We start from the raw sequence: 25636 nt of genomic DNA on the forward strand, positions 1-25636 counted from the left end.
ATCGTCACTCCTTTGAAATATTCTAAAATTAGTTAATTTAATTGCTGTTAGTTGGTTCCAATGACAATGCGGTTTCAAATTCATTATCATTAGTAGTCGATTCTTCAATGTGTCGTTGTGCGCCTACTATTCCCATTAATGCTGTATCTTGGGGTAGATTTATGTGGGCGCGCGTGGCTTCGTTAACTTGAAAAATGGTATTGGTGTGACCTAGATCTTGTTCATTGCGGATTGCAGCGATACTTTCGCGATTTTGTAGGAATTTTTTCAGTTCTGCAGTAATCAACTTCATCTCACTATCAGTTTTCATCATGCTCATGATCAAGCGAGGTACTTCCAGATTTTGTTTGCCGCTACGAACAAAAACCGAACTTGTTATACGAGAACAAATAAACCAAGGTGAAATGGAACTACGTACCAAGACGTTTTCAGAACGTGTACTATCATGAATCGACATACCTGTCGAAATCTTCGATTCGTTGAATGTACCGTCCATCTTCATCCAGATTAATAACGAATTAAACTGGATTTCTGCCCAAAAGTGATGCGTACTATGTTTAAGAATTTTCGCCGCCGATTTCACCGCCGTCATAGCGAACAGAAGAGTTAAGAAACTCACTGCAAAATTCGCAATTTTTTCTATGAGCGCGTAAAGATCTGCCTCATTAACACGCATTCCTTGCAAATGTTGTACTTCATGAGTGATCAACTGGTATCCATCGTATCCATCAAAGACAGCCCAAACAGTCAATCCGACACCCAGCACCGTCAATATTTGAGCAATAAAAGAGCTACCAAATCGGACTATTTTAAACACATCTGAAAAGCCGATAGCTTCGTGCACGGGTTGAGTTTCAAGCAATAATTGTCCATGAAAGTTTCCTTTTCCCTTACCTTGCTCATCCAGTGATGGTTCTAGATCCTGATAGACTCGGTTTGGCATTTCTTTGTAACGTAAGTTTGCCAGAATAGAGTTTTCTAGATGGATAAATAGTTCACGTGGATGCACTGACTCTTGGAGGTTCTCTCTGTACTCACTTACCTCTGTAGTGGCATTGACCACTTTCAGGCGCTGATGGAGTAAGAATCCTTGGCTACTAAGGACTAGTAATACCAATCCAAACAATAGCAGCAGGTTAAACCAAGCATTGAAACTGATCATTTGAGCAACAGATAGTACCTCTTTAGCAATATCTTGTGGCAATTGGTTGTAACCGTAGCCAAGTAGTACAGGTACTAGAATTGAAAAACCAATCAGTCTGCTTAAGCCAAATGCTGATTTAACAGACAATTGATGGTCACTGAATGTTTTCGTTAGGTTAGCGGCACGCAGCCAAACAAAGGTGAGATAAACCAGCAATCCTACCGACATAATCGGTATTATGATGGTGCCAGCCTTGCCTGCCAGTCCATTGGAACAAACAAAATAGGAGATGGAATATGCGACTAATGCTGCCATTGTCGTTACTACCGTCGAAAACAATTCTTGTGCTAAATTGCGCATTCGATATGGCGCAAACAATAATGAGGGGTAGATGGTATGAAGGAGTTGTTCTAGCCAAGCAGAAGGTTCCTTGAATGTCAGATTCTTTCGCCCATTGAGCATCGACTCAAGTTGTTCAGGAGAATAAGCAAAAGGTCCTTGGTTGTAATCACCACCCGAGCTACCCGCCTTGTTTTTTTTCTTTGATAAGGATGAAGGACTGCTGCGGCCGACATAAAATCGAAACAACCTAATTGCTCCATCAGCGACCAGACGCAATCCAACATATAACAAATACAACCCAACAAGCGCATACAGCCATGCTCTAATGACATCCTGCTTAATTGCCATCGATACTTGTAAAAGAGGATAAATCCCACTAAGAGTTATAATTATGCCAGATGCGGTTCCTAACGTACCTTCAACGACTAATGGATTTTTAATACCTAAGCCATCACTTCCATGTTCGAATGCCAAATCTTACCTCGTAAAAAACGTTTTTTACAAACTGAATGTTTCACTTAACATTTATTCTCTGCAATTTCTTGAGAAAAAACAATATAATTAATTGATAAAGATCAATAGATAATTGGAATAGATCACATTTCATTGACACTATAACGCCTCAAAATAAGACTGTGTTAATTTGCCCCCAACTGCTCCACTTTACCCCCTAATTAGCATCCACATCTGATCCACATTCTCTTGCGAACCATATGCAGGAGAATGTGGAGTGATAACTGTGTTTCTATTAAGCGTAATCAGGTGCTGGCATTTCCAAGATGGTTTGTCCAAACGCGAGTTAACCAGACGTACAATGGGATCCCACGTTGTTAGAGTGTGTGGCAAAAGATATTAGTTGTTTTCTCTAGATCTTTTTCTCCTTAATGAATTAAGCCCGAGCCACAGCTGGTTAGCTTGGATTGGTGTTGATTTGCTCAAAAATGTGGCATCCCATCCGCAAACAAGAACACACATATTCGTTACTTCTATAGAAACACAAGTAGGTTTGATTTTCATACAAATGTACCCGATATCTTGCAATGAAATCGAGTGAACATAACCAACTGATAGTCATTCAGTTCATTTAAGTGAGAGAAGCAAAGGGAGCAGGTCTTGGTTCTTGCTAATGATTACTTTTGGTATCTCAAAACTGGTAACTTATCTGGAATAAGAATTGGAGCCTCAGCTCACTTTTGGGAAAAACAAGTAACAAAAAAGCGAACCGAAAGGTTCGCCTTTTTCTGGAGGTAATAATCGCTAGTTAACCCACTTAATTTAAATAACCATCTTCATTAAATTATTAACCAACTTAATTCTTTATCTTCAGCAGCAATTATCCTTATTCGTAGTCTGATAACGGCACACAAGCACAGAACAAGTTGCGATCACCGTAAACGTCATCAATACGGTTCACGGTTGGCCAGAACTTGTTAGTACGCACTGCAGCACTTGGGAACACGGCCACTTCACGGCTGTATGGGCGAGAATCGAACGCTGGGTCCATAATATCGGCCATAGTGTGTGGCGCGTTGTGCAGCGGGTTGTTATCCGCTGGCCACTCGCCTGCTTCAACCTTAGCGATTTCGGCGCGGATTGACACCATAGCGTCGATAAAGCGGTCCAGTTCAACCTTAGACTCAGATTCAGTTGGCTCAATCATCAGCGTGCCCGCAACAGGGAAGCTCATGGTTGGCGCGTGGAAACCGTAGTCGTTCAGACGCTTAGCGATATCCATTTCGGTCACGCCAGAGGCTTCTTTAATTGGACGCAGGTCGATAATACATTCGTGCGCGACGCGATCGTTACGGCCACGGAACAGTACTGGGTAGTGTTCAGACAGCTTCTTCATCACGTAGTTAGCGTTTAACAGCGCGGTTTGAGTCGACTTTTTCAGGCCGTTTGAACCGAGCAGCTTAATGTACATCCAGCTGATTGGCAGAATGCCCGCACTGCCGTATGGCGCTGCCGATACTGCACCGTTGTTATCGCTTTCGCGGCCTGGTTTCACCACAACGTGACCCGCTACGAACGGCGCTAAGTGCGCTTTCACGCCGATTGGGCCCATACCTGGACCACCGCCGCCGTGTGGAATCGCGAAGGTTTTGTGCAGGTTAAGGTGCGATACGTCGGCACCGATAAAGCCTGGTGAGGTTAAGCCAACTTGGGCGTTCATGTTGGCGCCGTCCAAGTAAACTTGACCACCGTGCTGGTGCACAATGTTGCAGATTTCGCGGATAGATTCTTCGTACACACCGTGGGTCGATGGGTAAGTGATCATGATACATGACAGGTTTTCTGCCACTTCGGCCGCTTTGGCCTTCAGATCTTCTAAATCCACGTTACCTTGCTTGTCACAGGCAGTCACAACCACTTGCATACCGGCTAATTGCGCCGATGCAGGGTTAGTGCCGTGGGCAGATTGTGGGATTAAGCAGATGTTTCTGTGGGCTTCGCCGCGAGACTCGTGGTATTTACGAATCGCCAGCAGACCCGCGTATTCACCCTGTGCACCAGAGTTAGGTTGGATACATACGGCATCGTAACCTGTGACATTCACTAACCATGAAGACAGTTCTTCAATCAGTTGAGTGTAACCCTTGGCTTGATCCAGTGGGCAGAATGGGTGCATGTTAGCAAATTCTGGCCAGCTTACTGGGATCATTTCAACCGCAGCGTTTAACTTCATGGTGCATGAACCCAATGAAATCATTGAGTAGTTCAGTGCTAAGTCTTTGCTTTCGAGACGCTTGATATAACGCATCATCTCGGTTTCGCTTTGGTAGCGATTGAAGGTTGGGTGGCTCAGGATGGCATCTTGACGCACTAAAGAAGCTGGAATCGATTGGCTACCTTGAGCCACGATTTGCGCGTCTAACGCAGCAACGTCTAAGCCATGGCCAGCCCCTAAAATCACATCGAACAGGGCTTCGATATCGGTGCGGATAGTGGTTTCATCTAAGCTCACGCCAACGATGCCGTCAGCATCGAAACGCAGGTTCATTTCAGCGGCCAGCGCGCGCGCATTCACTGCTGCAACGTCTAAGCCTTTGATACTGATGGTATCGAACCAAGTGTTGTTCACTAAGCTCACGCCTTTAGCTTGTAAGCCAGCGGCTAAGATATCGGTGAAGCGGTTGATACGTGATGCGATGGTTTTCAGGCCTTGTGGGCCGTGGAATACGGCGTAGAAAGACGCCATGTTCGCTAACAGAATTTGTGCGGTACAAATGTTTGAGTTGGCTTTTTCGCGGCGGATATGTTGCTCGCGAGTTTGCATCGCCATACGCAGTGCGCGGTTACCACGGGTGTCCTTTGACACACCGATGATACGGCCTGGCATAGAACGTTTGTGCTCGTCACGGGCCACGAAGAAGGCCGCGTGTGGACCACCAAAGCCCATCGGCACACCGAAACGTTGTGCGCTACCGAAGACCACGTCGGCGCCCATGGCACCAGGTGACTTGAGTAACACTAATGCCATGATGTCGGCAGCGACAGTCACAATGACGTTTTTCGCGCGTAATTCGGCGAATAAGTCAGTGAAGTCAGTGATTTGACCGAAACGGTTTGAATACTGGAACAGGGCACCAAACAGTTCGTGGTTTACGGCTTCATGGGCAGGACCTACCACTACTTCAAAACCAAAACACTCAGCGCGAGTCTTCACTACGTCTAAGGTTTGTGGGAATACGTCATCGGCTACGAAGAAGATGTTGGCTTTTTTGGCTTTAGACACACGCTTAGCCAGCGCCATTGCTTCGGCAGCGGCAGTCGCTTCGTCCAGCAGTGACGCTGACGCTAAATCTAAACCGGTTAAATCCATCGACACTTGTTGGAAGTTTAGAATGGCTTCTAAACGGCCTTGGGCGATCTCTGGCTGATAAGGCGTGTACGCCGTGTACCAACCTGGATTTTCGAAGACGTTACGTAAAATCACATTAGGCACTTGGGTACCGTAGTAACCCATACCAATGTAGCTTTTGAAGACTTGGTTTTGTTTGGCTAAACCACGAATGTAAGCAATGCCTTCGGCTTCGCCGCAGGAATCACCAATGCTCAACTCTTGGCTTAAACGGATCGACTCAGGCACGATTTGCGCCGTCAGATCGTCCAGAGACTCAGCACCAACGTAGTTCAACATTTCTTGTTGTTGGCTGCTATCCGGGCCGATATGGCGACGTAAGAATAAATCGTGCTGTTCTAACTGAGTGAGGGTTTGCTTGGTCATGATAAACCTTGTTCCAGATTTGCCGTAGCTCAGAACTGTAGGGTACTGATAAACGGGCTATTGTTATGTCAAACTTGCGCTAAAACAAACGAAGCCCCTTGGGGCTTCGTTAGCGTCGACGATTATTCCTCGTCGATAACAGCTTGGTAACCTTCTGCATCGAGCAGAGCGTCAACTTCTGATTCATCAGAAGGCATAACGCGGAAGAACCAGCCTTCGCCGTAAGCGTCGCTGTTTACGAGCTCTGGAGAATCTTCCAGCGCTTCGTTCACGGCAATCACTTCACCAGAGATTGGCGCGTAGATGTCAGAAGCCGCTTTCACTGATTCTGCCACTGCACAGTCGTCGCCCGCAGTCACAGTGTCGCCTACTTCTGGCAGCTCAACGAAAACCATGTCACCTAACAGCTCTTGAGCATGCTCAGTGATACCCACAGTGTAGCTACCGTCTTCTTCCTTGCGGATCCATTCGTGTGAAGAGGCGTATTTCAGTTCTGTCGGAATATTGCTCATTGTTCTTGTTCCTTGTTCCGTTTTTTTAAAATGCTTGTTTACCGTTGCGCACAAAGTTTGGCGCTACTACTCTAACAGCCACGCGCTTTTTACGCATTTCGACTTCCGCCGTATCCCCAATCGAGTTAGGAACACGCGCCATCGCAATAGAATAGCCCAATGTTGGCGAGAAAGTACCGCTAGTGATCACGCCTTGCTGCTCAACACCCGCTGCATCGGTGAAAAATACTGGCATATCATGGCGTAACACGCCTTTTTCTTCCATCACCAGACCGACTAATTTGTCGGTACCCGCATCGCGCAGGGCTTCAAGTGCCTGACGACCGATAAAGTCACGGTCAGTTGGCTCCCATGCGATGGTCCAGCCCATGTTGGCGGCCAGCGGGTTGATGGTTTCGTCCATATCTAAGCCGTAGAGGTTCATACCGGCTTCGAGACGTAATGTATCGCGAGCGCCTAAACCACATGGTTTAACGCCTTGATCTAACAGTGCTTGCCACAGGGCTTCGGCTTCAGTTTCTGGCACGATAATCTCGTAACCCACTTCACCTGTATAACCAGTGGTAGCAATAAACAGAGAACCTGCTTGCTTACCGAAGAAAGGTTTCATGCCTTCGATGGCGGCATTTTGATCGGCACTGAATACGGCGGCGGCTTTGGCCTTAGCGTTAGGACCTTGAACGGCGATCATCGCCAGCTCAGGACGCTCAGTCACCGTGACATCAAAACCTTGGGATTGTTTGGCGATCCACGCTAAGTCTTTTTCGCGGGTCGCGCTGTTGACGACAACACGGTAGAAAGTGTCGGTCAGGTAGTAAGTGATCAGGTCGTCGATGATGCCGGCATTGTCATCTAACATGCCGCCGTATAAGGCTTTACCAGGAACTTTAAGTTTGGCCACATCGTTTGCCAGCAACTTACGGAGGAATGCACAAGCGTCGGTTCCGGTCACATCAACCACAGTCATGTGGGACACGTCGAACATACCTGCGTCTTGACGCACGGCGTGGTGTTCTTCGATTTGTGAACCATAGTTGAGGGGCATATCCCAACCGTGGAAGTCGACCATCTTAGCGTTTGATTCTAAGTGCTTGTTAAACAGAACAGTTTTATTAGCCATTGTTATCCCTTTTTTGCGGCCTTTTTCAGGTCTCTGCCTAGCGTAGGGTGATACAAATCCGGCTAAATATCTGGCTAATCGGCATTTCACTTCCACGATGCATCAATTTGAAAGGGGTTCTTTCGGTCTCAATGCGTCTGTCACTGCAACGCCTGATTCGCTCTGAATTGATCAGATATTTATCGTGATTGGTATAAGTACTAGGGTCTAAAATGCGGCGAAATTATACCTTGCGTCACAAATTTGTATACAGGAGATTTTTCTAATCCGAAGCCAGTGTCATTAGATTTTCTCATCTTCAACATGTAATTTTTTTACATACGAAAGCGAGATTTGCGCAGCCTGCAGCCAAATCGCTGATATTATCAGCAATTATGATTACATTAGCGCAACCGAGGCTAGCGACATAACTTGGGGAGTGAGGACTTATTGCCCATGGCCTGTTGCATGAACACTGTTTTCAGCCCAGCGACATTATCAACTAGGTTGAGTCCCAGATCGCGAATGGCTTTTTTAAGGGGATTGCTCCCCTCGAACAGACGCTTAAAGCCTTCCATCGCCGCAATCATCTCCATCGCATCGGCCTTGCGCCAACGCTCAAGAGCGCGCAGCTGGGCATAATCACCGATATCTTTACCCGTATCGTGTAGCTCGCCGATGACTTCGATAATGCTGGCGGCATCGAGGAAGCCTAGGTTTACCCCTTGGCCAGCTAATGGATGAATGGTGTGGGCCGCATCCCCCGCGAGCACTAAACGGTGGCGAGCAAAATGACGGGCGTAGCGCATCCGCAGCGGGAAGGCGTGACGTTCACTTTCAAGCTTGCAAATGCCAAGGCGGCCATCGAAGGCGGCGGTGAGATTGCGCTCGAACTGATCTAGCGTCATCTCGAGTAACTCGGTGGCGCGCTCTGGCGGCACTGACCAAACGATGGAGCAGAGGTTGTCTTCATATAACGGCAAGAAGGCCAGTGGGCCGTCTTGCAAAAAGACTTGGCGGGCAGTGGCAAGGTGCGGCATTTCGCTGCGAATGGTCGCCACGATCGCATGGTGGCCATAATCCCAGAAGGTTAACGGGATCTTACATTGTTCGCGCACCCAAGAATTGGCACCATCGGCGGCAATTACGAGTGCGGCACTCACACTTTCGATTTCGGCATCGGCGCCATTGGCTAAGGTCAACCAAGCTTCACGCTCACCAAAGGCGATACGCTCTATACGTTGGTTTTCGATATGGGTGATATTGTCAAATTCACTGGCACGCTTAGCGAGGGCGTAGCTGATGGCATCATTTTCGATAATGGCGCCAAGGCTAGGCTCACTGATGCTGCTGGCATCGAAGGCAATTTTGCCAAAGCCGTCTTTATCCCATACCGCCATTTTTTGATAGGGTGTCGCGCGGCTGGCATCTAAATAGTGCCAAGCGCCGAGGTGCTCGAGCAAACGTTGACTCGCCTTATTGATGGCGCTGACCCTAAGCCTTGGCTCACCGCTCACGGCTTGGGTGCTTTGGGCATCAATCACGACGACATTCAAGTTGGCCTGCGCCAATCCTATCGCGGTGGCGAGTCCCACCATGCCGCCACCCACAATGGCAATGTCATAGGCTTGTGAACTTAACATGGGTACATCCTTTTCGCGTTGCGATACCAGTAATGATTATTTCCAGCCCATCGCCTTCTGCGCGACGGGGGTTTTCAGTGGCGGGAACCAAGATAACAGACGCAATCCCAGATTACGCCCAAGGGCCAAGGGCCAGTATTGGTTAGAGAAGCCACGGACTAAAAATTCAATATTGCGAATAGTGCTGTTTCTATCCGCCTCACGGGCCTGCAAATAGCCATGGGTGACGGCGACACCGCCAATATCCTCACCCTGTGCCAGCGCGCGTTGCAGCACATCAAGCAGGCTGACGACATCCCGAAGACCCAAGTTAAACCCCTGCCCCGCTATCGGGTGCAGAGTCTGGGAGGCATTGCCGATAAACACGCATCTATGGTGAATTGGCCTTGGCATGTAGGACAGGTTTAACGGATAGGCATGGCGCTCGCTGACGTCGATAAACTGCCCTGCGCGATAGCCAAAGGCTTGCTGCAATGCAGCTAAAAACTCGACCTTGGGTGCTGTAAGCATCGCTTGGGCGCGGCTATCGTCGAGTGCCCAGACGAGGGATAAACGCGGTTGGCCTTGGCTATCTGCCATCGGCAATAGCGCTAAGGGGCCTGTCTCGGTAAATCGTTCGTAGGCCCAGTGCTGATGCGGCTTATCGGTTTGCAGATTAGCGATAATCGCGGTTTGCTCAAACGCCACTTGGGTGATGGGCAGATTAAAACTGCTGCGCACCTTAGACTGCAAGCCATCGGCCGCGACCACCAACTTAGCGCAAATCCGCTCGCCGGAATCGAGCACTAGGGTGTGATTCTCGTTAGCAGGGATCAACTCTGACAGTTTTGCAGGGCAGTAGAGCTTAACCTGAGTCTTGTGAAGCTCGCTAAACAGCACTTGGCCGACCCTTTCAAGCTCGACGACTTGGCCCAGCGCATCTAAGTGAAACTGACTGGCGTTGAGTTCCGTCATGCCAAAATGGCCGCGATCGGATACGTGGATATCCTTAATCGCCGTGCCTAAATGCGCCAGTTTCGGCCATAAACCTAAACGGGATAACTCGAAGATGGAACCATGGGCGATGGCGATGGAGCGGGCGTCAAAGCCGGGGTGGCTGTTATCGGGAAGGTGCGCCTCGATTAAGGCAATAGATAAAGGTTTTTCAGTACCAGACAAACGCGCTAAGGCCAGCGCAAGGGTCGCCCCCGCCATGGCGCCACCAACAATGGCAATATCGACATTTTGAACTGAATTATCCATGTGCTCTGCTACCGTCATGGGGTTCTCATTCAAGCTATGGCATGGCTAAAAGCGTTTCGCCATCAGGATGTTAGATTTGAAACTTATCAAAGGCGGAATGATTCCGCCTCTCTCGTTAGTGATTAATGGATCACCGCAGGATCGTCGCCTTCACCGTGGCTCGGCTCGGGGCCAAACTCGGAGTAACACATAATGGCGGCAATACGCACAAACTCCAGTAACTCGATATAAGCCGTTTCCGATTCTTCATCGTCAGCCACATCGAATTCGACCTGAGCGATCTCGGCCAGATCTTTAATCACTTCACGCACTTCGGCCGAGGCTTTATTCAGCTTGGGCTGGATAATTGCGATACCCGTTAAAAAGCTTTGCGTCCACAGGGATAAGGCTTCAACGCGTTGACTTAACGGCTCTTCCTCTTCAGGAAGCAGCGGCATAAAGCCAAACTCAAAATCACCTAAACGGGCAACCGAGTCTTGGAATAGCTCACACACCAATTGATGCAGAGGTGCCGGTAAAGGTTGACCATCATTCATCAGGTCAAATAAAGGTTTAATCCACAGATCACCAGTTTGCTCTACGCCACCGCAGATTAAACCCACAAGGGCACCGTGTACTTCCACGGGATGCTGACCAATTTCAGCCGCATCGAGGGCGATTTTTAAGCTGTCGATGCGTAACGAAGGAGGGGTCGCCATATCAGATTCCAATCAGAATTTTCCAGCAGCAATGCTAGCAGAGATAAAGACTTGAACCAACTCTGATCCGGCATTCTTGGGGGCGAAGATAAAAATTCCGGCAACTGCTCACACAAGCAGCAAACAAAACGGCGAATGTGCAATCCATCGGCGGCTCACCTTGCACTTTTAATATCAGCCCTATATAGTCCGCCCTATCGATGCCAACGAAAGGATCATCTTCGAATGAGTAATAGTGCAGTTGAAATCACCCTGCTAGGGCGCACCTACTCTATCGCCTGCCCGAAAGGTCAGGAAGATGCCCTACGTGTTGTGGCGCAAGGGGTTGAGCAGCAGCTCACCACCTTAAAAAATCGTACTAATAGCTTAAGCCGCGAAGAAATTGCCATTATGGCGGCGCTGAATATTGGACATGAGTTGTACCAAGAAAAGCAAAAGAATAAGCACTATATGAAACAAATGGATGACCGCATCAGCCTGTTGCAGTCAACCTTGGAAAACGCCTTAGTTGAGCGTTCAACCAAATAGATTTAGACTGTGCCACTCGGTGCCAAGCACCATCTATCTGATAAGAGTTGCACAGTGAATGGCTAAACTGGCCTATACTTTTTAAGCCAAGATTTTAGCGATTCAATACCGTTTTTGCTCCCTGGGGTGCAGGCCAACTGGTAATGTCCCTGTGCCGATAATTTTGATCTCAGGGTGAATGCTTTACTGACATTGAGCATGCTCGGCTCGTACCGAGAAGCCTTAGGAGGTAATCATTTACCCGCCTTGAACCTACGGTTCAAGGGCTACACCGGTAGCGGCATTCTGGGGAGCATCTTATTTATGTCTATCACTTCACCTGTCTCGAACACTTCGGCCCCAACAATCAAGGGGCCACACGGCACTCAGTCTGAAATCGATACCACCACTCTCAACCCAAATCTAAGCCGCGCCGAATTACGCAAACAGATCCGCTTGGCTCGCCGCTCGCTTTCGACAGAGGTGCAAACTGAGGCTAGCCTTGCCGCCAGCCAGCGAATGCTCGAAAAACTGAGCGCACTGAATGCCCAGCATGTCGCACTTTACCTCACCCACGATGGTGAACTCGCAACCGCTACGCTTATCGAAGCACTTTGGCAGCAGGGCATTCACACCTATCTGCCACGGCTCCACCCCTTTAATGCTGGGCAATTATTGTTTTTGCATTACCACGCCGACTCGCCAATGCAGCCGAATCAATTTGGCATTTTAGAGCCTAAGTTGGATGTGCGCGCCGTGATGCCAATTGAGCGACTGGATGTGGTGATCACCCCGCTGGTTGCCTTTGATATCAAAGGCAATCGTATGGGAATGGGCGGCGGCTATTACGACAGAACATTAGCCAATTGGCATAGCAAAGGTAAACCTCTGCCTATGGGTTACGCCCATGATTGCCAGCAAGTACCGAGCCTGCCCTGCGAGCATTGGGATGTGCCCTTACCTACTATCATCACTCCAAGCCGCGAATGGCGGTTCGACTAGGCCATTTAGTCGAATCAGCCGAGTCATTCGACTTAGCCAAGTTACAGGTTTAAACCTTGCTTCTCGTTTAAACCCAGTACTCGTTTAAATCCTGCACTCGTTTAAGCCCTGCTACTCATTTAAGTCCAGTACCTGATTAAGTTAACTGCTATCACGCGGTTTTACTTTAAATGCCGACCGCCATCGACATTGTGGCAGCGACCAGTGACGTAGCGGCTCGCCAAGAGATAATCCACTAAGGCGATAATCTCCTGATTTCCTGCTTCTTTTGGCAAGATTGCCTTAGCCAAGGTCTTTTGCCGATAGGCTTCATCATCGCTTGGATTAAAGAGGATCATCGCCGGAGCAATCGCATTGACTTTGACCTCGGGCGCTAATTGTGCCGCAAAGGATAAGGTTAAGTTATCCAGCGCCGCCTTGCTGGCCGCGTAGGCCATGTGCTTGGCACTGCCCTTTTCGGCCACATAATCGGTGAAATGGATAATATCGCTGGCGCCAATCTCGCCCTCGCCCCCAGCACGCAGCTGTGAGGCTAAGGCCAAGTTCATTTGATAGGGTACGCTCACATGCACCTGCATCATCCGCTGCATGACTTCATGGGCGGCAAGGCTTGGGCTGTTGTCTGGCAGCCAGTCAGAGGCGTTATGGATAATAGCGCGTATTTTGGGATATTGGCTCAATTGCTCAATCAGGGTTTGTAGCTGCGCATTATCGTAAAAATCGCATTGGATTAAGGTCGCGCCCAAAGACTGTAACTCATCAATACTGGGATAATGGCTGCGATAGGTGCCAATCACCTTGTGCCCTTGGGCAAGCAAGTGTTTCGCGAGGGCGTAGCCAATGCGTTTACCCACGCCAGTGATAATTATGGGAGCTGTCATATTCATCCTGTTATTTGCCGAGTACGGATTTAAGCATTCAATGCAGGGCAAAACTAGTTAGCTAAATCATCAATAAAACAGTGTAATACGCAGAATGTTACTGTCTTTATCGTCCTGCGCCTAATTATTAAGGTATGAAAGGCTTCACGATTTAGATCTAAAATGATGGCGCCCGCGTATACTCGAGGCCAGCTTAATCGAGGAAGCCCTATGGAACTGCGAATTTTTTACGACGGCAATTGCCCTTTATGTCGCGCCGAAATGCGCCAGCTTAAAGCGCGCGATCCCGATGATCGCATCGAACTTGTGGATCTTAATGCCGAGCATTTTAGCTCTCGATTCGGCTATATCGATAAAGAGTATGCCAACACCATTCTTCATGGTGAAACGGCGACAGGAGAGATTTTGCTTGGGCTCGATGTCACCTGCAAAGCCTGGGGATTAACGGGCACTCGCCCTTGGGTACAAGTGCTACGCTTACCGCTTATCAAACCTATCGCGGATTGGTGCTACCTGAGATTCGCCAAGCACAGATACCGCATCTCTTACTTACTGACGGGCAAGTCGCGCTGTGACAATCAATGCCAACTGCCTAAGTAACTTTGCTCCAAGTAGCGACTCAATTTTAGCGCATAAAAAAACGGAGCCATTAGGCTCCGTTCTCTCATAATCCATAAGGATTACTTAACGAAATCAACGCCTAGTTTGATATCGCCTTTCAGCGTATCTAACATAGAATCACGGGCGTTAGCTTCGAATGCGCTCACTTCACCGTAAGGCAGTACTTTTTCGATACCGTTTTTGCCTAACAGCACTGGTTGAGCGAAGAATTCAGCGTGCTCGCTGCCGCCATCAACGTAAGCACATTCAACAATGTTAGCTTCGCCTTGCAGACCACGAACCAGAGACATACCGAAACGGCAAGCCGCTTGACCCATAGACAGAGTCGCGCTTCCGCCACCAGCTTTAGCTTCAACCACTTCTGTACCCGCGTTTTGGATACGTTTGGTCAGAGAAGCGACTTCTTCATCAGAGAAAGTCACGCCTTCAACTTGAGATAGTAATGGCAGAATGGTCACGCCGCTGTGGCCGCCGATGACGTTCACTTTAACGTCAGCAACGTTTAAGCCTTTTAATTCAGCGATGAAAGTTTCAGAACGGATAACGTCCAGAGTCGTCACACCGAACAGACGGTTCTTGTCGTAAACACCGGCTTTCTTCAACACTTCTGCTGCGATAGCAACAGTAGTGTTTACTGGGTTAGTGATGATACCCACTAAGGCTTTAGGGCAAGTCACTGCCACTTTTTCGATCAGGTTACGAACGATACCTGCGTTGATGTTGAACAGATCTGAACGATCCATACCAGGCTTACGCGCAACACCAGCAGAAATTAGAACAACGTCAGCACCTTCCAGTGCAGGCGTTGGATCTTCACCAGCAAAACCTTTGATTTCAACCGCAGTAGGGATGTGGCTCAAGTCAACCGCAACACCCGGAGTAACCGGTGCGATATCGTATAGAGACAGTTTAGAACCCGCAGGTAATTGAGTTTTTAACAGTAGGGCGAGAGCCTGGCCGATACCACCAGCAGCACCAAGTACAGCAACTTTCATAGTTATCTCCGTTATTTCTCGGATATGTGTGACATGGATCTAATTTCCGTTGGCGTCACATTACTGGAATGTCACGTTAATTTCAATTATCCCTTAGTCGTGGAGACAAAGTTTTAGCGAAACTGAGCATTCCAATGTTGAATATTTACTCTAGTTCAATATCAATACCGACAACACGGCTATCTAGCCATCCGTGAATTGCATTTTTATTCAGTCATAATGGTTATTTGTTGACACTTTGACCAAAACTATTCAAAATACGCCTGTTTTTTTGAATAAAGAATAAGACTATGCAAACGACCAAGAATCAGGATGACCTTGTTAGAATTTTTAAGGCGATTTTAAAAGAGGAGCGCTTTGGCTCCCAGAGTGAAATTGTCGCCGCTTTACAAGCAGAAGGCTTTAGCAATATTAACCAATCGAAAGTGTCTCGGATGCTCAGCAAGTTCGGTGCCGTACGCACCCGCAACGCTAAGCAGGAGATGGTTTATTGCTTACCCGCCGAACTAGGCGTGCCTACCGCAGGCAGCCCATTAAAAAACTTAGTGCTCGATGTTGACCATAACCAAGCGATGATTGTCGTCCGCACCAGCCCTGGCGCAGCGCAATTAATTGCCCGTTTATTGGATTCCATCGGTAAGCCAGAAGGGATTTTGGGGACCATTGCGGGAGACGACACTATCTTTATTTGTCCATCCAGCATCCAAGATATCGCCGATACCTTGGAAACCATCAAATCTTTATTCAACTACGCAGAATAAAAAAACAGGTCAGCTTGCTGACCTGTTCTCTTTTATCTGTACGCTTTTCAGTCCAACATTGCCCTCATTTCAGGGCTAGTGTCCCGATTACGTTACAGCATAAGACCTATCTGTTGGCTTGAATGACGCTTGCTTGGAACAAAGACTCGTCACACCAAACTCACAAACCTTAGCTTATTGACCTTAACTCATCGACATTAGTCGTCGACCAGCATCTATAACCTTAGTAAGCCACACTGATCCTTTGATTAGGATGCGCCGCGTTTTCCGCTTCATCGAGCATGGCTTTGGCGTAGTCGGCCACTGAAATCTTGCTCTGACCATTCGTATCGGTAAAGAAGCTATCGCCGCCTAAACGGTAAGGACCTTCGCTGGCGCCTGGGTAAATTTCTGCCGCTGGACTGACAAAAGTCCAGTTAACCATAGTATTGGCGGCGCGAAATGCCTTCAATGCCTCACCTTGAGCCAAGGCTTCATCCTTATAGGCAGGCGGGAAGTCTGGACTTGAAACCAAGGTCACTCCCGGTGCTACTTCTAAACTCCCCGCACCACCGACCCAAAGTAGACGTGGCACTTTTGCCTGTGGCAACACGGCTAATAGATTATTGACCGTTTTTGCCACTAAGCCGTGATTCTGCTCGGCGCGCGCACCCACTGCGGCAATCACTAAATCGACACCCGCAAATGTGTCGGCTTCCAATGGCTGAGTCAGGTCAACACTACGCACTTCTGCTGCTGTTTCGCCAAGCTTGCTTGGGTCACGCACTAAGGCAACCACTTCATGACCACGGCTCAGCGCCTCGTTAAAAATGGTTCCGCCAATCCAACCTGATGCACCTAATACTGCAATTTTCATTTGATAAGTCTCGCTACTGATTTAAATTGAGACCAGTTTACTTGCGACACTTCACGTGATAAATATCGATAAATGAGCATGATTGTTTCAGATTGAGATACTAATGGATAAAATCGCCGCCATGCGCAGCTTTATCGAAGTGGCCAACTGTGGCAGCTTTACTAAGGCCGCAGAACACCTCGATCTCAGTCGCCTACAGGTATCACGTCATATTCAAGAAATTGAACAGTGGCTGAGTTTACGTTTATTGCACCGCACGACCCGCAGCGTCAGCCTCACTCTGCAGGGGGAAGAAGCCCTGCAATATTGTCAGCGGGTGCTGAGCGAAGTCGCCGCAATGGAAAGCCGCGCCCATAGTCATAACACCGAATTAGTTGGCAGTATTCGCATCGCTACGCCCGTCGGGCTTGGGCAGCACAGTCTGTTTGATGTGGTCGATCGCTTTATAAAATTGCACCCTAAGGTCAATATTCAGCTGTTAATGTCGGACAGTTTTGCCCAGTTGGTGGATGAGCGGGTGGACGTGGCACTGCGCTATACCGAGCAGCCCGATGAGAATTTGATTGCCCGCAAACTGATGAGCATAGATGCCGTGCTGTGCGCCGCGCCCAGTTACTTGGCTCAAGCCGAGCCGCTAACCGTCCCTAACGATCTGCTCAGCCATAATTGCCTTATCCATAGCTCGCAGCAACATTGGCAGCTCCTCAAGGAGCAACAGAGTGAGCTGATTAAACCTATGGGGAATCTGATGGCGAATGAAATGGGAGTGCTGGTCAGCGCCGCATTGCGCGGGCATGGCATTGCCTACTTGCCCTGCGACTTAGCCAATCCCTATCTGGCCAGCGGCCAACTGCAAGAAGTGCTCCCCGAATACACGGCGCCAGGGCAAACCCTCTGGGCTGTGTATCTCTCCCGCAGTTATCAACAAGCGCTGGTGCGCGCCTTTATCGATTTTACCGCCCAGCAATGGCAGCAGGATCTCAGCAAGTGGACGACGGCGAGTTAAGCCCACAAACAAAAACGCACTGAGGCTTTAAGGCTCAGTGCGTTGAGTCGCGGTTTGCGAAGGCTTAATTATCGAACTGCATCAAAAAATCTATACTTGGGGCGAAGAAAGAAGAACCCGTCAAGGCACTGGTAAAGTGCATCAAGTGATCATGGTTACCCGCACCATCGCCAAATACCATGCTGTGGAGCATCTTCTCGAAGTGCTCTGGGGTGCGACAGGTTGAAATAAACATCAACCCTTGCTCCTTGAGCGAACCGTAAGGCATGCTCTGGCGCAAAATCTCAATCGACTTGCCGTTGTCATCCTTGAGGTTTACCCGCTTAATATGGCTGGTTAATGGCTTATCTTCCGACTCGTATTCGATGTTGTCTTGCTTGGTACGACCGATAATATCTTCTTGCTTTTTAAGCGGTAATCTATGCCACTTACTCAAGTTATGGGCGTACTTTTGCACGTGAATATAGCTGCCGCCCTTAAATTCAGGATCTTCATCCCCGACCAAGGCAACCTCTTGACGATGACGCCCTTTCGGATTTTCGGTGCCATCGACAAAGCCTGTTAAGTCGCGGCTATCCATAAATCTAAAGCCGCGTTCCTCTTCGACTAACTCGACTAAGTCTTCGAACATTTGGCTGATTTCGTTGGCGACTAAATGCAAAATGTCGTAGCGGTCGCAGCGAATATGCACAAACAGATCGTATTCGATCGCAGGCGCTTCACGGTTGCCCGCTTGCATTGCAGGGAATGGCTTGAGCATTTCGGGGCGAGCATCGGGATAGAGGCTGTCCCAATAGTTGGCACCAATGCCCACAAAACCATTGAATGCGCTGTCGGAGTATTGATCCGTCAACTCATAAATATACTGCGCAACGTTGGCAATACAGGGACGCAATTGCGATTCAACGTTATCGTTGTCGCTCGCATTAAACATCAAATAGACGCTATGTAAGTTTCCCTCTGCACACACACCCAACTGTTCACGCGGCATATTTTGAATATCCATCTGGTTATCACCCTTTTGTCGATTCATTTTCGGCAATATTATCCGCAACTTTACCTGAAAATGACATTAAGTAACGCACAGTTTGTCCGTCTTTGTAATGTAAACACGTTTGTAGACTGGAATATAAAAATTGACGAGGCCATTACGCCTCGTCAATTCGTCTTACGCAAGCTTCGGCGCTCATTAGGCCAAAGGCGAATTATGCCTTAGTAACCTGCGGCATAACCATCTTTACGGCTCTCGGAGGCGCCGCGGTAAACGCCCGTTTCGGCATTAAAACCAATGGCTTGATATCCACCAAAATCGCCGAGCCCATCGCGTAGCACATGGCCTTTCTTAATCAGCTCACGGCGGGTTTCTACGGGGAAACCTGATTCTAGACTGACATAGCCACCGTCATTCATCACCTCGCCCGTAGGCTCAGTCGAACCTGTGTGCAAAATTCTGGGGGCATCGCCCGCTTCTTGCAAGTTCATTTTAAAATCAATCAGATTAACAATAATCTGCGCGTGCATTTGCGGCTGTGTTGCACCGCCCATCACGCCAAAACTCAGCCAAGGTTTACCGTCTTTGGTCACAAAGGCGGGAATAATGGTATGGAAGGGACGCTTACCCGGCGCATAAGTGTTGAAACGACCTTCGGTGAGATCGAACATCTGCCCGCGATCCTGCAATACAAAGCCGAGATCCGGCGGCGTCATACCCGAGCCCATGCCGCGGTAGTTACTCTGGATTAGCGACACCATATTGCCGTCTTTATCCGCCGTCGTCAGATATACAGTATCCCCATGTTGCAGCGCAGGATTCCCCGCATCGACACTCTTAGCCGCCTTGTTTAAGTCAATAAGTTTGGCGCGATCGTAATTGTATTGCTGCGAAATCAATTCCTTCACTGGCACTTTGTTAAAAGCCATATCGGCATAGAATTTCGCGCGGTCGGCAAAGGCGAGTTTTTTGGCCTCTACGAATAGATGCACATATTCGGGGCTGTTAAAGCCCATAGCCGCGACATCGAAGGGCTCCATGGTTTTTAAGATCTGTAACGCAGCAATCCCCTGCCCGTTGGGCGGCAGTTCCCACACATCGTAGCCACGGTAGTTGACCGATACGGGTTCAACCCAGTCGCTAGTATGGCTGGCTAGGTCTTCATAACTGAGGTAACCGCCTTGAGCCTTCATGTATTTATCTATGCTCTTGGCAATATCGCCCTTATAGAATGCGTCGCGACCGCCCTTAGCAATTTTCTCGTAGGTGTTTGCTAATGCGGGATTTTTAAATATTTCCCCTACGGCAGGCATTTTGCCATTGGGCATATAGGTTTCTTTAAAACCGGGGAATTGACCGAGTTTTTTACCACTGCCATTAAGGTAATAGGCAATCAACTCAGAAACGGGAAAACCTTCGCGGGCATAACGAATCGCTGGGGCTAAATTATCGGCCATCGGCAGTTTGCCGAACTTATCGTGCAATTCGTACCATCCATCTACCGCGCCGGGAACCGACACGGGCAGCGGCCCAAAAGGCGGTAAATAATCTAAGCCGAGGGATTTAAGCTTCTCTAGGGTTAAGGATTTAGGGCTACGACCCGAGGCATTGAGGCCATAGAGCTTTTTATCTTTAGCGCTCCAGACGATGGCAAATAAATCGCCACCAACCCCGGCCCCCGTAGGCTCGACTAAGCCCAGCATGGCATTGGCGGCAATTGCCGCATCTACGGCACTGCCGCCCTGTTTTAATACATCAATCGCCACCTGAGTCGCTAGCGGTTGGCTGGTCGCCGCCATCCCATGGGTGGCATACACTTCTGAGCGCGTCGCAAAGGCTTTACCCGTGATCCTATCCATGGCCAACACTCCCGATGACGACATTGCTGTCGCCACTGTGACTAAGGTACAAATTGATTTTATTGTTTTTATCATAATTCCTCCCACTCTGGAGGAATTAAGGTAACAAGGAAGGCTGAAAATATCAGCAATCTAGCGTTTTTTTGCCCAAGTTAAACGTAAGCAAAAATGTCATACTTTATGCTGATACAGTGACATATCCTCGGCGGTCTGCTTAAGATTCAAATAGCACTAGGGCATGTGGCTCAGTGCTTAACACCACCCGCTGGCCGACATTCAACTGCATGATTTGGCTACGCACTTCGACATAATGGGCGTGGGACGCCGCCTCGACTTTCACCCAGTAATGGCAAAATGCTCCGAGGAAGCGCCGCTCGGTAATAGTGCCCACCCCCGCATCATCGGCGCTGAGCGCCAATTGCTGTGGCCGCAAAAACACTTGGCCATTGAAAGCATGGGATTGCGACAAGGGCGTCAGGCTGCGCAGCTCACCAATCGGGGTGACCACACTATGGCCATCGATCACTTCGGCGGGTAGATAGTTACCACTGCCCAGAAAATCCGCCACATAACGGCTATTGGGCGCGGCATATAAGTTTTCGGCTCGGCCATGCTGCACTATCACACCTTGGTTGAAAATAGCCAAGGTATCGGCAAAGACGAAGGCCTCATCCTTACTGTGGGTCACAAATACCGCGCTGACATTACGCTGTTTGAGAATACTGCGGATCTCCGCCATCATGCTGTGGCGCACTTGAGCATCGATATTCGAAAAAGGCTCATCGAGTAATAGTAATTGCGGCTCATAGGCTAGTGCACGAGCAATCGACACACGCTGCTGCTGTCCACCGGATAGTTCATGGGGATAGCGTTTGGCTAACCCTTCGAGTTTCACTAGGGCGAGCATGTCATCCAAGCGCGCCTTGCGCTGCGCTGGTGTTAATTTTGCCACACCAAAGAGAATATTCTCGGCGACGGTCAAATGGGGGAACAAGGCATAGTCTTGGAAAATCATCCCTATACCCCGTTGCTCACTCGGCACAAATTGCCCTGCGCCGCTAACCGTCTTGCCATTGATTTGGATTTCACCTTGGCTGATGGCCTGCAATCCTGCCACAGCCCTGAGCAAAGTGGTTTTGCCGCAGCCACTTGGGCCTAACAGCGCAAGGATTTCCCCTTGAGCTAGGGTTAAATCTAAGCCTTTGAGTACCTGTTGGCCCTGATAATCGCTATGAACTTGATGAAGATTGAGGGTACTGGTCATCGGCTATCTTGCTCCAAGGAACGGTTTAAATAAATCAGCGGGACTAAGCCCACGATCACAATCACAATGGCGGGCAAGGCGCCATGTTCAAGCTTTTCGTCTGAGACAAACTGGAAAACATAGGTGGCGAGATTCTCAAACCCTATGGGCCGCAGCATTAATGCCGCTGGTAATTCTTTCATGCTTTCGATAAACACCAGTAGCGCCCCGGCAAATAAGCCCTTAGTGAGCAGCGGCAGATGCACTCTTTGCAATAGTCGTCTTGGGCTCTGCCCTAAGGTCAGACTTACCATGTCCAGTGACGGTGAAATGCGTTTATAGCTGGTCTCTACACTGCCGATGGCGATAGCCACAAAGCGCACACAAAAGGCAAAAACCAGTGCGACCGTACTGCCCGTAAGCAGGAGCCCAGGGCCTGTCATTCCCAACCAGTCGGCTACATCATTGATCGCAAAATCGAGCAGGGTTAACGGCACTAGCACGCCAATCGCCAGTACTGTGCCAGGCAAGGCATAGCCAGTCGAGGCCAAGCGTGATGGCAGCGCATCGCTCGACCTTGGGCTCACGCGGCGGATAAACATCAATATCAATGCAATCGCGCAGCACACTAGGCTAGTAATAAGCGCAAGGCTCAAGCTATTCATGCTCAATTGCCAGAAAATCGGATCCCAGCTCTGCTCAAAATAATCGATGGCATAGGAGAGCAAAATGCCGCTTGGTAGTATAAAGGCCAGCAGTAACAAGGTGATGCAATAGCCGAGGGCAAGCAGGGTTTGTAGCGGTGAAAGCCGATATAAATCGCTCGCTTGAATGCGGGACTGCTTTTGGAATAACTGCTGTTTACGGCGGGCAAAACGCTCTACCCCAATCAAGCTAAACACTACCAAGAGGATAATGGCCGAAAGCTTGGCCGCCGCCGTCAAATTGCCATAACCCAGCCAAGTGTCGTACACGGCAGTGGTCAGGGTAGGCACGGCAAAGTAGTTAACCGTGGCAAAATCAGCCGCGGTCTCCATCGCCACTAAGGCCACGCCCACGGCCAAAGCGGGCCTTGCCATAGGTAAGGATAAACGCCAAAAACTCTGCCACGGCGAGCAGCCCATAATCCTCGAAGCGTGGGCCAAGCTTAGGGATTGCTCCATAAACGCGGTGCGCGCCAACAGATAAATATAGGGAAAGAGCACCAGCGACAACACACACGCCGCGCCGCCTAAGGTTCGGATATCGGGGAAAAAGTAATCCTGCGGCGAACTCCAACCAAACACTGAGCGAAGCCAGGTTTGCACTGGGCCTGCGTAATCGAGTAAATCGGTATACACATAGGCGACTATGTAGGCTGGCATGGCCAAGGGCAGCAATAAGGCCCATTGCAGATAACGCCTAGCGACAAACTCACAACGCGCCATCAACCAAGCGCAGGGCAGTGCCAACAAGAGTGAGCCAATACTCACCCACAGGATCAACCATAGGCTGTTGGAGATATAGGTGGGTAGTACGGTGGAGAGCAGATGACCAAATACGGCCTCATCGGGCTGCGCCGCCTGAAGAATTAACGCAAAGAGGGGTAACACCAGTAGCGCGGCTATGGCATAACCAGTAAGCGACCAGCTTCTGGCTAATCCTAAAATCATGTGGATCCTTTAACCTAAGTGCGCCAATTAAGGCGCACTTTTCACTTTTACTATTTCTAGTCGTTATAAGCGCTCAACTAGAGATCGAACTGAACTTCATCTAACAATTTCACCGCCGCTTGGTGGTATTCCGCCAGCTTGAAAATCGGTAATTGGTCGGATTTAAACTCACCCCAAGAGGCGACCAAGGTTGAAGGCGCGACATCGGCTTTCACCGGATACTCCATGTTTACTTCGGCATAGGCTTTTTGTGCCACATCCGCAGACAAGAACTCCATCAACTTGATGGCATTGTCTTTATTCGGCGCATGGCGAGTCAGCACCATACCAGAAACGTTCACATGGGCACCGCGATCGGCTTGATTCGGGAAGTTAATCGCCACAGCCTCTGCCCAGCTCTTTTGCTCTGGATCTTGCAGCATATTGCCGTAGTAGTAGCTATTGCCGATGGCGATATCACACAAGCCTTCTTTAACCGCCTTCACCTGCGCCCTATCGTTACCTTGAGGCTTGCGTGCTAAGTTGGTTTTCACGCCTTGCAACCAAGTCTTAGTGTCGGCCTCACCGTGGTGGGCGATCATCGACGCAACTAAGGCGATGTTGTAAGGATGCTTACCACTGCGCGTACAGATCTTGCCTTTGTACTTAGGATCAGCCAGTTCTTCGTAGCTGATGGCTTGTGGGCCGAGACGATCTTTTGCCGTATAGAGATTACGCACACGCATCGTTAAGGCATACCATTGTCCATCGGGATCGCGGTATTGCGCGGGGATATTGCTATTGAGCTGATCACTTTTCACGGGAGAAGTCAGGTCTTTGTCGACTAATTCAACCAAGCGAGAGAAATCTGAAGTTAACACTAAATCCGCAGGGGATAAGCGTCCTTCACGGGCGATCCGCTCGGCAATACCGTCTTTCGCAAATACCACATTCACAGCAATGCCAGTTTCATCGGTGAAACGCTTCAGAATAGGCTCAACCAAAAACGCTTGGCGATAGGAATAAACCGTTAATTTTTCATCCGCATGTGCAGACTGCGCAACCGACATTAACCCAAGTAAAGCGGCACAAGTTACCCATTTCATTCGCGATTTCTCCTCAAAATGATGACAGCAAGCGTGAGTCAATTCTTAAGACTATTAATGATAATAGTTATCAGTTGCGCAAGAGTAATAGATCAAATGAACGAGGGCAATAGATTGATTAACTTTTTGTTTTTAATGAAATTAAACTTAAAACTGGAGATTATCTCAAACCAAACTAAACTGAACCTTAATTCGCTTAAAATACATGAGGAGGCGTTATGTTAGGCGCGTTACTGCTGCTTGTCGTCGTGATAGCGCTACTCGCGTTTATGGTGCTCAAACGGGGGCCTAAAAAGCGCAAGCATTTTGTCAAACTCATGGATAACGCGAAAAAGAAAAATCAACGGCTTGCTGGGCAAGAAAGGCGCTTCCATTGCGTCAGCATCGAAAATGACGGTAGTTGTTGTGATCAGGTAGATGAGTTAAAAGGGAAACGTTTTCTGTCAAAGGAAGCCCCTGAACTCCCGATGGAAGAATGCACTATGGCCAATTGTCAGTGCCGCTATCAACACTATGATGATAGACGCCAAACGGGTAACGACCGCAGAGTTGATTACGGCATAACAAAGGATCTCTACGGCGCGTTTGGTGAACATAATCGCCGTGAGACCCATAGAGGCCGCCGCTCAACAGACCACTAATGCCTTTTACGCTGGACGAGTTTCCACAAACGCGGGGAGATCGCGCATCTCACTAAACCAGAGCGAGGTCGCGGGAGCCACTTTACGCCAATCGAGTTCTGGATGTCTGAAATCCACATAATCTAATAAGCAGATTAAGGCCAATTGAGGTGCCTGAATCGTTGCCTGAGTAATCACACTCTGATGTTCCATTTGCATCAAACCGCGCAGCAGCGCTTGCTCAAAACGCGATGTCCAAAAGGCCGACCTCACTCCTTCCTCTTCACGCATTTGTTCTTGGCGCAATTTTACCGCACTGTCTATCAGGCCTTTGATCATCGAATACTGGCATTGCAATACCCAGTTATTTACTTGGCCGCCAAACATCTGCTGCTCACCTAATTCGGCGTCTAAATAGCGCATAATCACTTCGCTATCGAAGATAGGCACGCCATCATTGGTGATGAGGCAAGGGATCTGTCCAAGCGGGTTAACATCGAGCAGCTCGGCGGTGTTTTCCATCGGATTGACTAAGACTTCTTCGATATCCTTAATCCCTAAATAACGGATTAATGTGCGAACACAGCGAGCATAGGGTGAAGCGAGGGAGCAGAGCAACTTCATCAAACAAATCCTTCTATATGACTGA

Annotated in this window: 22 protein-coding genes and 1 other RNA gene; 7 read left to right on the forward strand and 16 right to left on the reverse strand. The window is 48.9% G+C overall.

From position 1 onward, the window contains the following. Positions 1 to 37: 37 nt before the first annotated feature. The 7 genes from SHEWANA3_RS18305 to SHEWANA3_RS18335 form a co-directional block, all read right to left on the reverse strand. Positions 38 to 1960, reverse strand: a complete 1923-nt coding sequence (locus tag SHEWANA3_RS18305) for a hypothetical protein (protein ID WP_166485361.1) — start codon at positions 1958 to 1960, stop codon at positions 38 to 40. Between the two features lie 865 nt (positions 1961 to 2825). Continuing rightward, positions 2826 to 5714 carry an aminomethyl-transferring glycine dehydrogenase gene (gcvP, locus tag SHEWANA3_RS18310; protein ID WP_011718287.1) on the reverse strand — a complete coding sequence of 963 codons (2889 nt, stop codon included), beginning with the start codon at positions 5712 to 5714 and terminating at the stop codon, positions 2826 to 2828. Positions 5715 to 5836: 122 nt separating this feature from the next. After that, positions 5837 to 6226 (reverse strand): glycine cleavage system protein GcvH, encoded by a 390-nt coding sequence (gene gcvH, locus SHEWANA3_RS18315; protein ID WP_011071083.1) that lies wholly within the window; start codon positions 6224 to 6226, stop codon positions 5837 to 5839. A gap of 25 nt (positions 6227 to 6251) precedes the next feature. Continuing rightward, positions 6252 to 7346 carry a glycine cleavage system aminomethyltransferase GcvT gene (gcvT, locus tag SHEWANA3_RS18320; protein WP_011718288.1) on the reverse strand — a complete coding sequence of 365 codons (1095 nt, stop codon included), beginning with the start codon at positions 7344 to 7346 and terminating at the stop codon, positions 6252 to 6254. A gap of 398 nt (positions 7347 to 7744) precedes the next feature. Next, positions 7745 to 8968 carry an FAD-dependent oxidoreductase gene (locus SHEWANA3_RS18325; protein ID WP_011718289.1) on the reverse strand — a complete coding sequence of 408 codons (1224 nt, stop codon included), beginning with the start codon at positions 8966 to 8968 and terminating at the stop codon, positions 7745 to 7747. A gap of 36 nt (positions 8969 to 9004) precedes the next feature. Beyond that, the gene (ubiH, locus tag SHEWANA3_RS18330) at positions 9005 to 10228 is read right to left on the reverse strand and encodes a 2-octaprenyl-6-methoxyphenyl hydroxylase (RefSeq protein WP_041412799.1); all 1224 of its coding nucleotides are present in this window, start codon (positions 10226 to 10228) and stop codon (positions 9005 to 9007) included. A gap of 104 nt (positions 10229 to 10332) precedes the next feature. After that, positions 10333 to 10908 carry a UPF0149 family protein gene (locus SHEWANA3_RS18335; RefSeq protein ID WP_011718291.1) on the reverse strand — a complete coding sequence of 192 codons (576 nt, stop codon included), beginning with the start codon at positions 10906 to 10908 and terminating at the stop codon, positions 10333 to 10335. 225 nt (positions 10909 to 11133) lie between these two features. On the opposite strand from SHEWANA3_RS18335, the gene zapA reads away from it, so the two are divergent. From zapA to SHEWANA3_RS18345, 3 genes are all read left to right on the forward strand, one after another. Continuing rightward, positions 11134 to 11436, forward strand: coding sequence for a cell division protein ZapA (gene zapA / locus SHEWANA3_RS18340; RefSeq protein WP_011718292.1), 303 nt, complete (start codon positions 11134 to 11136; stop codon positions 11434 to 11436). A 115-nt stretch (positions 11437 to 11551) separates the two neighbouring features. Further along, a non-coding RNA gene (gene ssrS, locus SHEWANA3_RS23305) (6S RNA) lies at positions 11552 to 11732 on the forward strand. 7 nt (positions 11733 to 11739) lie between these two features. Beyond that, a complete protein-coding gene (locus SHEWANA3_RS18345) occupies positions 11740 to 12417 on the forward strand; it encodes a 5-formyltetrahydrofolate cyclo-ligase (RefSeq protein WP_011718293.1) in 678 nt (225 codons plus the stop codon). A 161-nt stretch (positions 12418 to 12578) separates the two neighbouring features. Here SHEWANA3_RS18345 and folM read toward each other — a convergent pair whose 3' ends face one another. Continuing rightward, positions 12579 to 13298 (reverse strand): dihydromonapterin reductase, encoded by a 720-nt coding sequence (gene folM / locus SHEWANA3_RS18350; protein WP_011718294.1) that lies wholly within the window; start codon positions 13296 to 13298, stop codon positions 12579 to 12581. A 210-nt stretch (positions 13299 to 13508) separates the two neighbouring features. On the opposite strand from folM, the gene SHEWANA3_RS18355 reads away from it, so the two are divergent. Next, positions 13509 to 13898 carry a DUF393 domain-containing protein gene (locus SHEWANA3_RS18355; protein ID WP_011718295.1) on the forward strand — a complete coding sequence of 130 codons (390 nt, stop codon included), beginning with the start codon at positions 13509 to 13511 and terminating at the stop codon, positions 13896 to 13898. Positions 13899 to 13978: 80 nt separating this feature from the next. Here the strand turns inward: SHEWANA3_RS18355 and mdh are convergent, their stop codons facing one another. Next, positions 13979 to 14914: a malate dehydrogenase gene (gene mdh, locus SHEWANA3_RS18360; protein ID WP_011718296.1), complete on the reverse strand. Its 936-nt coding sequence runs from the start codon at positions 14912 to 14914 to the stop codon at positions 13979 to 13981. Between the two features lie 290 nt (positions 14915 to 15204). Here mdh and argR point away from each other — a divergent pair, with 290 nt between their 5' ends. Next, positions 15205 to 15675 (forward strand): transcriptional regulator ArgR, encoded by a 471-nt coding sequence (gene argR / locus SHEWANA3_RS18365; RefSeq protein ID WP_011624073.1) that lies wholly within the window; start codon positions 15205 to 15207, stop codon positions 15673 to 15675. Between the two features lie 223 nt (positions 15676 to 15898). On the opposite strand, the gene SHEWANA3_RS18370 is transcribed toward argR, so the two are convergent. Then, on the reverse strand, positions 15899 to 16531 hold the full coding sequence (locus SHEWANA3_RS18370; protein ID WP_011718297.1) for an NAD(P)-dependent oxidoreductase: 633 nt from the start codon (positions 16529 to 16531) through the stop codon (positions 15899 to 15901). A gap of 103 nt (positions 16532 to 16634) precedes the next feature. On the opposite strand from SHEWANA3_RS18370, the gene SHEWANA3_RS18375 reads away from it, so the two are divergent. Beyond that, complete coding sequence (locus SHEWANA3_RS18375; protein WP_011718298.1) at positions 16635 to 17537, forward strand: LysR family transcriptional regulator; 903 nt, start codon at positions 16635 to 16637, stop codon at positions 17535 to 17537. Positions 17538 to 17601: 64 nt separating this feature from the next. On the opposite strand, the gene SHEWANA3_RS18380 is transcribed toward SHEWANA3_RS18375, so the two are convergent. The 5 genes from SHEWANA3_RS18380 to SHEWANA3_RS18400 all read right to left on the reverse strand — a co-directional run bounded on the left by SHEWANA3_RS18380 (position 17602) and on the right by SHEWANA3_RS18400 (position 24367). Next, a complete protein-coding gene (locus tag SHEWANA3_RS18380) occupies positions 17602 to 18543 on the reverse strand; it encodes a Dyp-type peroxidase (protein ID WP_011718299.1) in 942 nt (313 codons plus the stop codon). Positions 18544 to 18749: 206 nt separating this feature from the next. After that, positions 18750 to 20462, reverse strand: coding sequence for a gamma-glutamyltransferase (ggt, locus tag SHEWANA3_RS18385; protein ID WP_011718300.1), 1713 nt, complete (start codon positions 20460 to 20462; stop codon positions 18750 to 18752). Between the two features lie 139 nt (positions 20463 to 20601). Next, positions 20602 to 21651, reverse strand: coding sequence for an ABC transporter ATP-binding protein (locus SHEWANA3_RS18390; RefSeq protein WP_011718301.1), 1050 nt, complete (start codon positions 21649 to 21651; stop codon positions 20602 to 20604). Further along, positions 21648 to 23282 carry an iron ABC transporter permease gene (locus SHEWANA3_RS18395; protein WP_011718302.1) on the reverse strand — a complete coding sequence of 545 codons (1635 nt, stop codon included), beginning with the start codon at positions 23280 to 23282 and terminating at the stop codon, positions 21648 to 21650. Before SHEWANA3_RS18395 ends, SHEWANA3_RS18390 begins: the two co-directional genes overlap by 4 nt. A 77-nt stretch (positions 23283 to 23359) precedes the next feature. Next, positions 23360 to 24367, reverse strand: a complete 1008-nt coding sequence (locus tag SHEWANA3_RS18400) for a Fe(3+) ABC transporter substrate-binding protein (RefSeq protein WP_011718303.1) — start codon at positions 24365 to 24367, stop codon at positions 23360 to 23362. Between the two features lie 218 nt (positions 24368 to 24585). Between SHEWANA3_RS18400 and SHEWANA3_RS18405 the strand changes: the two genes are divergently transcribed. Next, positions 24586 to 25008, forward strand: a complete 423-nt coding sequence (locus SHEWANA3_RS18405; protein WP_011718304.1) for a hypothetical protein — start codon at positions 24586 to 24588, stop codon at positions 25006 to 25008. A gap of 6 nt (positions 25009 to 25014) precedes the next feature. Here SHEWANA3_RS18405 and SHEWANA3_RS18410 read toward each other — a convergent pair whose 3' ends face one another. Continuing rightward, entirely contained in the window at positions 25015 to 25611 is a 597-nt protein-coding gene (locus SHEWANA3_RS18410; RefSeq protein ID WP_011718305.1) for a glutathione S-transferase N-terminal domain-containing protein, read from the reverse strand. Positions 25612 to 25636: the final 25 nt, after the last annotated feature.

The organism is Shewanella sp. ANA-3, assembly GCF_000203935.1.
GTDB lineage: Bacteria > Pseudomonadota > Gammaproteobacteria > Enterobacterales > Shewanellaceae > Shewanella.

Bases quoted from the DNA above. Each gene is read 5' to 3' on its own strand.
- zapA (WP_011718292.1), top strand. From the start codon at position 11,134: ATGAGTAATAGTGCAGTTGAAATCACCCTGCTAGGGCGCACCTACTCT.
- SHEWANA3_RS18380 (WP_011718299.1), bottom strand. From the start codon at position 18,543: ATGGATATTCAAAATATGCCGCGTGAACAGTTGGGTGTGTGTGCAGAG.
- SHEWANA3_RS18410 (WP_011718305.1), bottom strand. From the start codon at position 25,611: ATGAAGTTGCTCTGCTCCCTCGCTTCACCCTATGCTCGCTGTGTTCGC.
- gcvT (WP_011718288.1), bottom strand. From the start codon at position 7,346: ATGGCTAATAAAACTGTTCTGTTTAACAAGCACTTAGAATCAAACGCT.
- argR (WP_011624073.1), top strand. From the start codon at position 15,205: ATGCAAACGACCAAGAATCAGGATGACCTTGTTAGAATTTTTAAGGCG.
- SHEWANA3_RS18395 (WP_011718302.1), bottom strand. From the start codon at position 23,282: ATGATTTTAGGATTAGCCAGAAGCTGGTCGCTTACTGGTTATGCCATA.
- SHEWANA3_RS18355 (WP_011718295.1), top strand. From the start codon at position 13,509: ATGGAACTGCGAATTTTTTACGACGGCAATTGCCCTTTATGTCGCGCC.
- SHEWANA3_RS18370 (WP_011718297.1), bottom strand. From the start codon at position 16,531: ATGAAAATTGCAGTATTAGGTGCATCAGGTTGGATTGGCGGAACCATT.
- SHEWANA3_RS18345 (WP_011718293.1), top strand. From the start codon at position 11,740: ATGTCTATCACTTCACCTGTCTCGAACACTTCGGCCCCAACAATCAAG.
- SHEWANA3_RS18335 (WP_011718291.1), bottom strand. From the start codon at position 10,908: ATGGCGACCCCTCCTTCGTTACGCATCGACAGCTTAAAAATCGCCCTC.
- folM (WP_011718294.1), bottom strand. From the start codon at position 13,298: ATGACAGCTCCCATAATTATCACTGGCGTGGGTAAACGCATTGGCTAC.
- SHEWANA3_RS18375 (WP_011718298.1), top strand. From the start codon at position 16,635: ATGGATAAAATCGCCGCCATGCGCAGCTTTATCGAAGTGGCCAACTGT.
- SHEWANA3_RS18325 (WP_011718289.1), bottom strand. From the start codon at position 8,968: ATGTTAAGTTCACAAGCCTATGACATTGCCATTGTGGGTGGCGGCATG.
- ggt (WP_011718300.1), bottom strand. From the start codon at position 20,462: ATGATAAAAACAATAAAATCAATTTGTACCTTAGTCACAGTGGCGACA.
- SHEWANA3_RS18405 (WP_011718304.1), top strand. From the start codon at position 24,586: ATGTTAGGCGCGTTACTGCTGCTTGTCGTCGTGATAGCGCTACTCGCG.
- gcvP (WP_011718287.1), bottom strand. From the start codon at position 5,714: ATGACCAAGCAAACCCTCACTCAGTTAGAACAGCACGATTTATTCTTA.
- mdh (WP_011718296.1), bottom strand. From the start codon at position 14,914: ATGAAAGTTGCTGTACTTGGTGCTGCTGGTGGTATCGGCCAGGCTCTC.
- gcvH (WP_011071083.1), bottom strand. From the start codon at position 6,226: ATGAGCAATATTCCGACAGAACTGAAATACGCCTCTTCACACGAATGG.
- ubiH (WP_041412799.1), bottom strand. From the start codon at position 10,228: ATGACGGTAGCAGAGCACATGGATAATTCAGTTCAAAATGTCGATATT.
- SHEWANA3_RS18400 (WP_011718303.1), bottom strand. From the start codon at position 24,367: ATGAAATGGGTAACTTGTGCCGCTTTACTTGGGTTAATGTCGGTTGCG.
- SHEWANA3_RS18390 (WP_011718301.1), bottom strand. From the start codon at position 21,651: ATGACCAGTACCCTCAATCTTCATCAAGTTCATAGCGATTATCAGGGC.